Source organism: Brevundimonas sp. FV1ye29L (assembly GCF_058681095.1).
In genome coordinates, this window is record NZ_CM178730.1 from 2,392,265 (window position 1) to 2,404,511 (window position 12,247).

The 12,247-nt window shown below is 68.7% G+C and carries 8 protein-coding genes; 4 read left to right on the forward strand and 4 right to left on the reverse strand.

The annotated features are described in order from the left end of the window. Nucleotide 1: 1 nt before the first annotated feature. From ACW17W_RS11705 to gspD, 4 genes are read left to right on the forward strand one after another with little or no spacing between them, the layout of a single operon-like run. Complete coding sequence (locus ACW17W_RS11705) at nt 2–490, forward strand: prepilin-type N-terminal cleavage/methylation domain-containing protein (protein WP_492077068.1); 489 nt, start codon at nt 2–4, stop codon at nt 488–490. Next, nucleotides 487–858: a type II secretion system minor pseudopilin GspI gene (gene gspI, locus ACW17W_RS11710; RefSeq protein WP_492077070.1), complete on the forward strand. Its 372-nt coding sequence runs from the start codon at nt 487–489 to the stop codon at nt 856–858. Before ACW17W_RS11705 ends, gspI begins: the two co-directional genes overlap by 4 nt. Continuing rightward, nucleotides 855–1,727: a type II secretion system protein N gene (locus tag ACW17W_RS11715; RefSeq protein ID WP_492077071.1), complete on the forward strand. Its 873-nt coding sequence runs from the start codon at nt 855–857 to the stop codon at nt 1,725–1,727. The genes gspI and ACW17W_RS11715 overlap by 4 nt, the downstream gene beginning before the upstream one ends. A 9-nt stretch (nt 1,728–1,736) precedes the next feature. Continuing rightward, nucleotides 1,737–3,746, forward strand: a complete 2,010-nt coding sequence (gene gspD / locus ACW17W_RS11720) for a type II secretion system secretin GspD (RefSeq protein WP_492077072.1) — start codon at nt 1,737–1,739, stop codon at nt 3,744–3,746. Between the two features lie 25 nt (nt 3,747–3,771). On the opposite strand, the gene ACW17W_RS11725 is transcribed toward gspD, so the two are convergent. From ACW17W_RS11725 to ACW17W_RS11740, 4 genes are all read right to left on the reverse strand, one after another. Then, nucleotides 3,772–4,470: a hypothetical protein gene (locus ACW17W_RS11725; RefSeq protein WP_492077073.1), complete on the reverse strand. Its 699-nt coding sequence runs from the start codon at nt 4,468–4,470 to the stop codon at nt 3,772–3,774. 144 nt (nt 4,471–4,614) lie between these two features. Beyond that, the gene (locus tag ACW17W_RS11730) at nt 4,615–7,263 is read right to left on the reverse strand and encodes a TonB-dependent receptor domain-containing protein (RefSeq protein ID WP_492077074.1); all 2,649 of its coding nucleotides are present in this window, start codon (nt 7,261–7,263) and stop codon (nt 4,615–4,617) included. Nucleotides 7,264–7,342: 79 nt separating this feature from the next. Continuing rightward, a complete protein-coding gene (locus tag ACW17W_RS11735; RefSeq protein WP_492077075.1) occupies nt 7,343–8,860 on the reverse strand; it encodes a beta-helix domain-containing protein in 1,518 nt (505 codons plus the stop codon). Between the two features lie 651 nt (nt 8,861–9,511). After that, on the reverse strand, nt 9,512–12,079 hold the full coding sequence (locus tag ACW17W_RS11740) for a glycoside hydrolase family 3 protein (RefSeq protein WP_492077076.1): 2,568 nt from the start codon (nt 12,077–12,079) through the stop codon (nt 9,512–9,514). Nucleotides 12,080–12,247: the final 168 nt, after the last annotated feature.

Here is a 12,247-nt window from a genome sequence, read left to right on the forward strand (position 1 = left end):
CATGGCGACGGGGGACGCCCGGATCGACAGCCAGGCGCGCCGCGCCCGACGTCAGGGCATGACCCTGATGGAGATCCTGATCGTTCTGGTGATCGTCGGCATCGCGTCCGGCGCTGTTGTCCTGGGTCTCGGGGGGATGGATCGCGACACCGCCGTACAGATCGAGGCCAATCGCTTCGCCGACCGGCTGAGACTGGCCTCGGACGACGTGCTGGTGGCCGGACGTCCGCTGTCCCTTGTCTGGAGCCCCCGGGGCTATGCCTTCCAGGGCGGCGAGGATCTGACCGACGCCCTCAGCGAGCGGCACGACCTGGCGGCTGGCGTCCGGATGACCGGGCCCGAGGGCGACCCGACGGCCCTCATCGATCCGGACAGCGCCGCCCCGGCGATCGACTTCGCCTTCCGCAAGGGGGCGCGGGTCTGGAGCGTGCGTTTCGACGGTCTGAATGCCGAGGTCGCCGCCGTTTCGCCTGCGGGAGCCGCCGGATGAGCCCCCGTTCGCCCGCCCGCCACGGCTATTCCCTGATGGAGGCGATGGTCGCCCTGTTCGTTCTGGCCGTGGCCTCAACCGCCCTGCTGCTCGCCACCCGCGCCCATATCGACAGTGTCGGCGGGCTGGAAGACCGGGTCGCCGCCCAGTGGATCGCCGAGAACCGTCTGGCGGAACTCACCCTGGCCGATGCGGCCGCCGACCGGACCGAGGTCGCCATGATGGGCCGGGACTGGACTGTGGACATCCAGCGTCGCCCCACGGACGATCCCGACCTGGTGGCTGTCGAGATCGCCGTGTCGCGCACCGGACGACCGGATGTCTTCGCCCGCCTGAACGGCTTCATCGACACGGGGGCCGCGATATGAGGCGTGACCTGTTCACCTCCCCCGTCTTCTGGACCCGGCTCGTGACGACCGTGGTCGTGGCCTCGGCAGGCGTCGCTCTCGCCCATCTGACCTGGCGACTGGTCGGCTGGGACGACGGGCGCGACCGGATCGCCACGCCGGACGCACTGGCGCCGCTGGGTGGAGGCTCCGGCAGCCTGACCTCTATCCTGGCCCTCAGTCCGTTTGGCGGCAGCGGCGGTTCCGACAACCTCCCGGCCTCGTCCCTGGGACTGGTGCTGAAAGGCGTCATCTATTCTGCCGATCCGTCCCTCTCCTCGGCCCTGATCTCTTCAGGCGGCGGCGCCGGACAGGTCTTTGGCGTCGGCCAGACCGTCGTCGGCTCCGCCGCCATCGACGCCATCGAGATGGATCGGGTCATCCTGAATGTCGGCGGCCGCCGCGAGGTTCTCGCCTTCCCTGCCCTGCCGGTCGCCGCCGGGGCGCCCGCGGCGTCCGGCGGGACGCCTCCGGTTCAATCCGCCCCGGCCGTCGCGCCCCCGCCGGCTCCGGCGCCGACCGCCATCGCAGACCCGCTTGCGGCCGGCCCTGGCGTTGCGGCGCGGCCTGCGGCATCGGGTCCGTCCGGCGCGGCCAATGCCGCCGCCGCCCTGGCGGGCGCCGGTCTGGCGGCGACGTCGGACGGCTATCGCGTCGGTCCCGAGCCGTCCGCCCAGATGCGGCGCGCCGGACTCCAGGCCGGCGATCTGATCCGCAGCCTGAACGGCCGGTCCGTCGGCGACGTCGCGTCCGACCAGCAGTTGATCGAGCGGGCGGTCGCAGCCGGCAGCGCCCGTGTAGAGGTCGTACGCGGCGGCCGCTCCCTCACCCTCACCTTTCCCCTCAGATAGGCGTTACCCGTGAACCGCATCACCCGACTGTGCACGGCCAGCCTGATCGCCCTGGTCATGGCCGCCCCTCCCGCCGCCGGCTTCAGCCAGGCGACCGCCTCCGGCTCCGGCGACGTGGTCGTCAACATGCGCGGGGTCGACATCCGCGAGGTAGCCGACCAGATTTCGCGGCTGACCGGCCGCACCCTGGTTCTGGACCCCAATGTCACGGGCGTCGTCACGGTGGTTTCGGCCCAGCCCCTGTCGTCCAGCGGCGTCTGGGACCTGTTCCTGTCGGTGTTGCGGACCTATGGGTTCGCCGCCGTACGCAGCGGCAATGTCTGGCGGATCGTGCCCCAGGCCACCGTGGTCCAGAACGGCGCGGCGGCCGACGGCGGCTCCGGCTCCAGCCAGCAGGTGGTCACACGCCTGATCCGCCTGCGCAACCTGCCCTCCGATCAGGCCGTTCGCGCCCTGCGCCCTCTGGTCAACAGTTTCGGCAATGTGGAGGCAGTGACCGAGCCCAACGCCATTGTCGTCACCGACTATGCCGACAATGTGCGGAGGGTGCAGCTTCTGGCCCAGTCGCTGGACAGCGGCGGCGGCTCCAGCTTCGTCAACCTGCCGCTGCAACACGCCTCGGCTGAAGAGGTGGCGTCCGCCATCACGGCCCTGCTGGGTCAGGAGGTCGGCGGCGCCCGCGTCACGGCTGATGTGCGCAGCAATACGGTGCTTGTGCGGGGGGAAAGCGACGACATCGCCCAGGCCCGCAATATCGTCGCGGCCCTTGACCGGCCAGGCGGCGCCTCGCCGACCACGCGCGTGGTCCGGCTCAGGAATGCCGATGCCGAGAATGTGGTCGAGATCATTCGCGGCCTGATGGGCGCCGAACCCTCGGCCACCAACCCTGTGAGCCGCAGTCTGCGCCAGACCGGTCTGGCCAGCCTCAGCACCGCCGGTCGCGAGGCCGGGGCGGGCGCGGCGACCCCGGCCGCCGCGACCGCCTCGACCAGCGGAGAGTCGGCCAGTCCACGCGGCTTTTCATTGGGCGACGTCACGGTCCAGTCGGCCAGCGAGCTGAACGCCGTGGTCATGCGCGGGGCCCCGGCGACGGTCCAGATGCTGAACGACCTGATCACCGAGCTCGACATCCGCAGGCCGCAGGTCACCATCGAGGCCGCGATCGTGGAGATCACCGGCGATCTGGGCGAGCAACTGGGCATCCAGCTGGCCGCAGGCGGGGCGGTGCCGGCTGAGGGCGTCATCGGCGGGACGTCGTTCGCCAACTCGGGCACGCCCCTGTCGACCATCCTGACCACGCTTGCGGTGCCCGGCGGCGCGGCTCTGGCGGAGGGGCTCAATCTGGCGGCCGGCAGCAAGGGCGATTTCGGCGTCCTGCTTCAGGCCCTGTCGCGCACCACCAGCGCCAACCTGCTGTCCACACCCAGCGTCACCGTGCTGGACAATCAGGAGGCCGAGATCGTCGTCGGCCAGAACGTGCCGTTCCGCACCGGGTCGTTTGCGACCGAGGGCAATACCCTGAACCCCTTCACCACCATCTCGCGTGAGGATGTCGGCGTCACCCTCAGGGTCACGCCCCGCGTCCACGATGGCGACGTCGTCCGGCTGGAAGTCAGTCAGGAGGTGTCTTCGCTGGTCAACGGCAATATCGCCGGGGCCGCCGATCTGGTCACCAATCGCCGCAGCATCCAGACCACGGTCCTCGCCGACGACGGCCAGACCATCGTCCTGGGCGGACTGATCACCGACGACCGTCAGACGGGCGACAGCAAGGTGCCGGGGCTGGGCGATCTTCCGGGCATTGGCGGCCTGTTCCGCGCCCGGCGCGACAGCCAGACCCGCCGCACCCTGTTCATCTTCCTCCGACCCACCATCCTGCGCAGCGCCGAGGATGTGCGGCGCAATGCCGAGGATCGCTATCAGCGGCTCAGGGCCGCCGAGACGGTCCGGGCCCTGCCGCCGACGCGTGACGCGATCGAACAGCCCCGGCTGCAGCCCGAGGTCGAAGGGATTTTCTGAGGCGCGCCGCGCGGGCCCGCCCGCTTCAGCGGGACCTGGCCCGGAAGTCGATCTCGATGACATAGGAATCCCCTGCCCCGGCTCCGTCGTCGACCGGCAGGGCGGCGAGGCCGTCGTCGATCATCAGCACGGTCGGGGCGGCGGCACGTCGCCGACGCCAGGCGCGGACAGCTTCACGCGCGCGCGGCGTCAGAAGCCCGCCGATCCAGCCAGCGAGGAGGGCCAGAACCACCGGCCATCCCTCTGCAATCCCTCGCCGGTCGCCATAGACGATGGGTTTGCGCGGCGCGGCGCCCGAGGCCCGGGCCGTCGGCGCGCTCGCCGCCTTCAGCGCCAGGGGCGAGACCACCTCGGCGCCGTTGGCCACGGCCTCTGGCAGGGCGGAGGCCGGGATCAGCACCAGGGCGTTGGACCGATCCTCGATCAGGGCCACGTCGACGTTCCAGAGCTGATAGCCAAACTCGCGCGCCAGGGCCCGGGGCGAATAGAGGCCGTCGACCCGGAAGGTCATCTGAGTGTCGACCCGCGGGTCGACGGTGACCGGCAGGCCCAGGGTCTGGCCCAGAACCTCCTCCGCAACCTCGGCCACCGGGGTCTGAGGCAGGGTCATGACATAGCGCTGCGGCGCCGCGTCGACGGCGGCGTGATCCAGCGGCGCGGCCGAGGCTTCGACCGCCGCCAGCGTCAGGACCAGAGCTGCTGTGATGACGCCCGGATGCCGCATAGTTTCAGTGTCTCCAGCAGGCTCGCGCCCCCGACAGGGACCGCTCACGCCTTGCCCCGATCCCGGGCGGTGTCAACCTTCCGTCCGCAAAGCAAAAGGGCGGCCCTGCGAGGGGCCGCCCTTTCGTCATCCGGAGGCCGGACTTCAGAACTTGGCGCTCAGGCTGACCGAGGCGCTCGAACCGATGTCGTAGTTGTTGATCAGGATCTTGTTGCCCAGTTCCTGATACTCGTCGAACCCGGTCTGGAGCAGGTTACGCAGCTCCAGCGAGAAGCCCAGATCGCGCGACCCGACCGCGAACTCCTTGCGGTAGACGAAGTCGAGGAAGACGCCCGGATCCTGGACATAGTCGGGTTCGCGGTTGCCGGCGCTGCCGGCGCCCCGCGCCGTGGTGCGCTCCGAGACATAGTTCACGATGAAGGTCGCCTGCGACCGGGCCGTATCGTCTTCCCAGCCCAGTTGCAGGTTGGCGACGTGCTCGGACTGGCCCTGCAGACGGCTGCCGTCCTCGATGAAGAAGGAGGCGCGTTCAGGCGCCCCGCCGCCGCCGAGGCTCAGCACCGTGTCGTCTTTACCGACCTGCACCTCGGACTTCGAGTAGGTGTAGTTGGCCTGGACCAGCCAGCGCTTGTTGGCGATGAAGGCCATGCCGTTGTCGGGGTATTCGAAGAACTTCTTGGCTTCCAGCTCCGCACCGATGATCGTGGCCTTCGGAGCGTTCAGGTAGGACTGCTGACGCGTGTCGCCCTGAAGGACGATCGTCGACTCGACCGGCTTGTCCAGTTCCTTGAAGAAGACGCCGGCCGTCACATACTGCTGGCGGGCGAAGAACCACTCATAGCGCGCGTCAAGGTTCAGGATCTCCGTATCGACCAGATACGGGTTGCCGAAGAAGGTGCGGTTGCTTTCCGGGTCTGTGTAGGACTGCGGCGCCAGCTCGCGGAACTGCGGACGGCCGATCGTCTGCGAGGCGCCGAGACGCAGCTGCATGTCCTCGTAGAAGTTCCAGGTCGCGGTGAACGAGGGCAGGTAATACTGCTCCTCGATCCGGGTCGGGGCGAACGGCGCCGTCGAACCGAACAGGTCGCGGGTCGTGACCGTCTGCTCACCGTCCTCGAAGCGCACGCCGATGGTCGTGCTGACCAGGGGCAGGATCTCGGCGTCGACCTGGGCATAGATCGCATTGACCTGAAGCTGGGCGTCATAGGCGGCCGCACCGTTGCCGCCGGTGACTTCACGCAGTTCGATCGAGTTCGGGTTCAGGTTGAAGTCCGAATAGAGGAAGTCGACGCGCGACTGGCGCTGAGAGTCCGTCAGCGAGCCTACGGCGCGCAGCGTCAGGTCGCGGCGCTGGGCGTCGCGGGTGTTGTCGAACGACGCGCCGCCGATGGTGAACTTGGCCTCACGCGCATCGGACAGGGCCAGGCGGTAGGTCAGGTCCACCCCGCCCGACACGATGTCGTCGGTCAGCTCGCTGAAGGAGATCAGGTTGCTGTCGCGGTGGATGAAGTTGTTGGCGGCGTTGAGGCCGTATTCGAACCGGGTCTCGTAAGGCGAGTTGCGTTCGGTCGTCGAATAGGCGGCGCGCCAGTCCAGCTCCAGCGACCCGTCCATGAAATGATGTTCGCCGGCCAGCTGGGTGGAGAACAGCGTCCGCTCGAACCATTCCGTATAGTCCTTGCGGAGGACGTTGCCGGCCTGCTGGTCGAAGCCGACCTCAGAACGGGCTTCCTTGGTGGTGTTGCGAACGTAGAAGTTCGTCCACTTCACCTCGTGGTCGACATTGGACAGCGACACGGCGGCCAGCAGGTTGGACCGGACGTCGTTCTGGTTCGAGACCACCCGATAGTTGCTGGTCGGGACGAGGACGTTGCCCTCGAAATTCGCTTCCTGCTGAACCGCATGACGGTTGCTCCAGCCATTGTCATGGCCGACGACGGCGATCACGCCCAGGGTGCCGAGCGGCGTCTCGGACGACGTCCCGCCGGAAATGCTGAAGCCGTACTCGACCGGGATCGTCTCCTTCTGGAGCAGGCGCAGCGGCGAGTTGACCAGGGAGTGGCCGATGTTCTGGATTTCGTTGGCCGTGAAGTCCTGACCGGTGGTCACGCGCTTGCCGGTCCCGAAGGCCAGGGCCAGCGGGCCGGGGATGTCGCGGGTGCCGTCGTCGAAGCCGGTGAAGTCGGTCCGCGATCCGTAGTAGATCAGGCCTTCCTTGCCGGTCGTCTCGCTGTCGCCGCCCAGAGAGACGCTCATGTTGAAGAACGGCTCATTGGGGGCGTCGATGGTGCGCAGATCGACCACGCCGCCGCCGAACTCGCCCGGGAAGTTGGACGAATAGGTCTTCTGGACGGTGACGCTCTCAAGGATGTTGGACGGGAACAGGTCCAGCGGCACAACCCGTTGCAGCGGCTCGGGGCTCGGCAGCGGCGAACCGTTCAGCATGGCCGACGAATACCGCTCGCCCAGACCACGCACATAGATGAAGCGGCCCTCGACGATCGACAGGCCGGTGACGCGCACGAGGGCGGCGGCGGCGTTCGAATCGCCGGTCCGTTCCAGGTCTTCCGACGTCAGGAAGGCCGCGACCTCGGAGCTCTCACGGTTGGGTTCGGGGATGTAGCGGCCAAGGACGACGATCTCGTCAACGACGTCCGTCTGTTCTTCGGCAGGCTGTTCCTGCTCCATCGCGGCAGGGGGCGCGGCCTGATCCTGCGCCATGGCAAGATTGGGCGCGACAAGGGCGGTGGTCGCCAGCAAGACCCCGGTCAGGGTCAGGGTGAGGGTCTTCATGATCGGGGCCTCGAAGGAGCAGACATTACGGGCGAAGGCGGGGCGGCGGTCCGAATGACCACCGCCCCCTGTTTCGCGATCAGCAGGTCGCGCCGGCGGTCAGGCCGCAGGTCCAGCCCTGCCACCAGGTGTCGGAGGCGTTCTGCACGGCGCCGATGTAGGTGGTGGAGGTGAACCAGCTGTAGACGGCCGGGGCGTTGGTCGGGGTGACCGCCGTCTCGTTGGCGCCGTTGATGAAGGTCAGCACCTGGTTCGACAGCGACGTTCCGGAGGCCGGAGCCGTCAGGGTCGAGGTGCCGGCGGCCGTATTGTTGGCGCCGGCCGTGAAGACCGCCGCCGAGCGGGTGGCGTTGTTCGAACGGTAGGAGATGCCGCACGACATGAACACCGAGGTGAACACCGGACCCGACGTCTGGGTGTCGGCGTCGGCGATGTCGAGGCAACCCGCAGCCGAGCCTGCGGCGCTGGTGAACACCGAGTTGATGATCGTCGGCTTCGTACCCGTGTCGAAGTGAGCGACGGTGTGGGCGTTGATCGGGGCGTTGCGGCCAACCAGGGTGAAGTTGGCGATCTTCGGCTGCGAGATGTAGCGCGAGGCCAGCGGCGTGGCGGCCGGGGCGGACGAGAACTCGAAACCGGCCGAACGGCTGGTGGAGTTCGGCGGACGCTGGGTCACGATGCCGAACTGGGCGCCACCGCGCCAGCCGGTGTCGGTGTCCAGACCGTCGTCGTCGGCGCCGGTGATGACGATGCGCTTCAGGTTGACGTTGCCGCCGAAGATTTCGATGCCGTCATCCGAAGAGTTGTGGATCTGGACGAACTCGACCGTGGTGCCCGAGCCGACGCCGGCCATGGTCAGGCCCTGCAGTTCGTTGCCGGTGGAGATTTCAAAGCCCGAGAACTTGATCTGGACGTAGCGGATACGGCCCGAGTTGTCGGCCGGGGTGTTGCCGCCGTAGAAGGCCGAGGTGCCTTCAACCTGGCCGGTGCAGGTCACCGGGGCGGTCAGCTGGCAGTTGGCCTGCGGCGCGCGGCCGGCGATGACCAGACCGCCCCATTGACCCTGCGAGGTCTCGGTGGTCGTGCCTTCGATGTTCTGGCGGCTGGTGAAGACGATCGGCTGGGTCGCGGTGCCTTCGGCGAAGATCTGCGACCCGCGGTTGATGATCAGATAGTCGCCGCCGCCCGAGGCGAAGACCTTGACGCCGGGCTCGACGGTCAGGATGCCCTGCTGGCTGCCGGCGATCGGCGCGGCCGGATCAATGCCGCGATCGCTGCCGACTTCGGTGCGGCCGCTGATCGAATAGATGGTGCCGGCGCGAAGCGGCACGTTCAGGGCGCCGGTGATCTGTTGCGGCAGCTGGCAGATGCGCAGGGTGCCGTTCGAGATCAGGCCGACGTTGGCGAAGCCGGTCGGGCAATCCGAGGCGGGCGTGCCGGGGGTCGGCGTGGTCGGGGTCGTCGGGGGGGTCGGGGTCGTGCCGCCGTTGCCGAAGTCGCCTTCGCCGGGCGAGGCCACCTCGGCGGAGCCGCAGGCCGCGAGTATCAGGGCGCTGGTGGCGACCGTGAGAAGGGTTGTCAGTCGAAAGCCGGTCATCATGTCCACCGTGTCTGGATCGATTTCACGACAGGATGGAGGCCTCATGCCCCGCTTGCGACGTATCAACGTCCCCACCTGCCCGACGGCATGACTAGGGCTTCTGTGTGACGCAGTCCGCGCCGTACTGTGACGATTACCCGTCGGACGGATGAAGTTATAATATCGCTTTCACGAAACTCCGTCCGGTTACGATGTTTAATCCAGCATCGACCCATCGGGCGTCGCCGTCGCCAATGGCGCGGCTATCCCCCGGTCCTGACCGCCAGGACGACCAGCGACCGGACGGGGAGTCGCGCCGTCGGGCGGCCGCCCACAGCGCGCGCCCCGGCATAGCCAGCGGGCCGGACCCGCTCCGGCGCATCGACGGTGTTTTGCTGGCGTCCATCGCCGCGCCGGTCAGGATACGTCCGGAAATCGCGCGCGCCATCACCGCCCCCACGTCATTGCGGAACCCGCGCGTATCGGGCGCGTCCGCCCTTCGCCGACCCGGACGCCGCCGTCAATACCGGTCCCCGGCTGCTCCATGACCTGGCCATAGACCTCCGGCGCAAAAGGTCGCGCCCGGCTGGTCCAGCCGCAGCTCCGCCGTCGCGGACACCGTCTGGCCTCATGCGGGAGCCGCATCCCGTCGCGAGGCGGCGAGCGTCCTCACCCCGCCGGGCAGACCGCGTCGCCCTCGTTGGAGGCCAGCCGGATGTCCTCGACAGCGACGGTCAGATGGCCGGTCGACTGCAGCCCCCAGGGCTGATCCACCGCGCCGGTGACCGCGCCCCGGTCCCGCAGGCAGGAGAGCCGGACCTTCAGCGTGCGCCATTCGCCCACCGGGGCAGCCGCGAGGATCGAGGTGATATCGACCGATCCCGCGCCCAGGGTCAGAAGCACCTTCTCGTCCGGCCGTGCATCGACGCGATAGCCGAAGCTGATCGCCATCTCGCCATTGGTCTGGCGGGTCAGATCGACCGGGGCGGCGGCGATCAGGGCATGGGCCGTCTGGCCGGCGGGTGAATCAAAAGTCAGGACCCGCGCGGATTCCTGGGCCCGGCCGTCGCCCGACCGGGCGCTGACCCCGCCGCGCGGCGACCGGCCCTGAGCCTCCAGACCCAGACGGAACTCTCCACCCGAATCGCGCAGCATCAGCGACCAGGGGGCGATGAAGCGGCCATCGACGAAATAGCGATCGACGCTCGAGGCGACCTCGACGACGCCGCTCTCTTCCGAAAGGCGGCCGACCGAAGCCGGCCGGGCGTAGGCCAGGCCATAGCCATAGGCGAATTGGGGATCATAGCCGGGCTGGCCGACGTTCAGAGGCTCACCCTTGGCGTCCTTGGGCCAGCTGAAGGACAGCCGCCCGGTGAAGTCATGGCGCGGCCCGCCGGCGGCATTGCCCACCAGCACATCGGCGACCCCTCCGCCCTCCGAACCCGGCAGCCAGGCGGCGACGAAGGCGTCCGAGGAATTGATCTCGGGATTGGTCCACAGCGGGCGGCCCGACAGGAAGACCGAGACCGTCGGCACCCCGGCGGCCTTCAGCCGGCGCAGCACTTCAAGCGGCTCGCCCGGCCGGTAGTCCAGCGTGTCCACATCGCCCTGGAATTCCGCATAGGGAGTCTCGCCGAAAACGACGATGGCCACATCGGGCTTCTGGTCAAAGCGGCCCTCGGGACTCAGGGCCGCCTGACCGCCGCCATTCTCGATGGCCGCTTTCAACCCCTCCCAGATCGACTCGCCATTGGGAAAGTCGGCGCGGCGGTTGCCGGTGCCCTGCCAGGTGATGGTCCAGCCGCCCGAGGCCTGGCCGATGTCATCGGCGGCGCCGGCCACCAGCACCCGGGCGCCGGCCCGGATCGGCAGGATTCCGCCCTCGTTCTTGAGCAACACCAGCGACTTGCGCACCGCCTCCCGGGCCAGGGCGCGATGATCGGCCGAGCCGAGAAGCTCAAACCGGCCCTCATAGGGGCGTTCCGTCGCGAACACCCCGCCCTTGATCTTGGCGCGCAGGATGCGGCGCACGGCCTCATCCAGCCGCGCGGCCGGGATCTCTCCGGACCGCGCCTGGGCCAGGGTGTTTTCGTACAGCGGCTTCCAGCTGTCGGGCGCCATCAGCATGTCGATCCCGGCGTTGACGGCCAGGGCGCAGCTTTCGTTCGAGCAGCCGGGCAGCTGGCCATGCGCGTTCCAGTCGGACACCACAAAGCCCTCGAAGCCCAGCGGTCCGCGCAGGACATCGTTCAGGATGGTCTCGTTGCCGGAGTGTTTGACGCCGTTCCAGCTGGAGAAGCTGGCCATGATCGACAGGACGCCGGCATCGATGGCCTGGGTGTAACCCGACAGGTGGGTGGCGATCAGCGCCTGTTCGGACCCGGCGAAATCGCCCTGGTCCTTGCCCCCGGTCGTGCCGCCGTCGGCGAGGAAGTGTTTGGCCGACCCGGCGATATGGCCGGGCGCGAGCGGGGCGTCGGCCGACAGCCGGCCCTGCAGGCCCAGGGTCATCGGGCCGGCATAGGCCTGCGCCACCTCGGGATGTTCGGCATAGCCTTCATACGCCCGGCCCCAGCGGTCGTCGCGCGGTACGGCCAGGGTCGGCCCGAAGGTCCAGTCGGCCCCGGTCACTGCGACTTCCAGCGCCGTCGCCTGACCGATGCGCCGGATCAGGTCCGGATCGCGTGCGGCCCCCAGGCCGATATTGTGCGGGAAGATGGTCGCGCCGACGACGTTGTTGTGGCCGTGCACGGCGTCGATGCCATAGATCAGCGGGATGACAGTCCCGCCGCGGCGGGCGTTGGCCGCGCGGAACGCCCGCGCCAGTTCGACCCAGGCTCCAGCCGATGCCCGCTCGTCGCCGCCGGGCGAGGAGTTGCCGCCGGCCAGAATCGAGCCCAGCGGATAGGTCAGCAGATCCTCGGGCCTGATGGCGCTGATATCGGCCTGGATCAGCTGCCCGACCTTCTCCTCCAGCGACATCCGGGCCATCAGCTGCGTGACCCTGGCCTCGGTGGCGGCGTCCGTCAGGGCGGCGGGCGAGGCGGCGTCTGGCCACAGGTCCGGATGGGCGCGACTGGCGTCCGTCACGATCGAGGCGGCCGGCGCCACATGATTGACCGGATCCGGCCGGCCAGAACCATGCGCACAGGCCGAGGCGCCCATCGAGACCGCCCCCATCATCGCGGTCAGCGACACGGCAATGCGAAGGTCAAAACGACGGCGGAGCTGGATCATCATACATCCTCCCGGAGACGGGTCGGCGAAAAGGCCGGCGCTGCCCTTGACGGGCGGCGCCGACAGTTCGGTCGGGTTCGACGTGAAATTCCGACATCCGCCGGGGAGGACAGGGCGGAGCCGTCATTTCACCTATGCAACTTGATCCGCCAGTGGCAATCTTGTCAA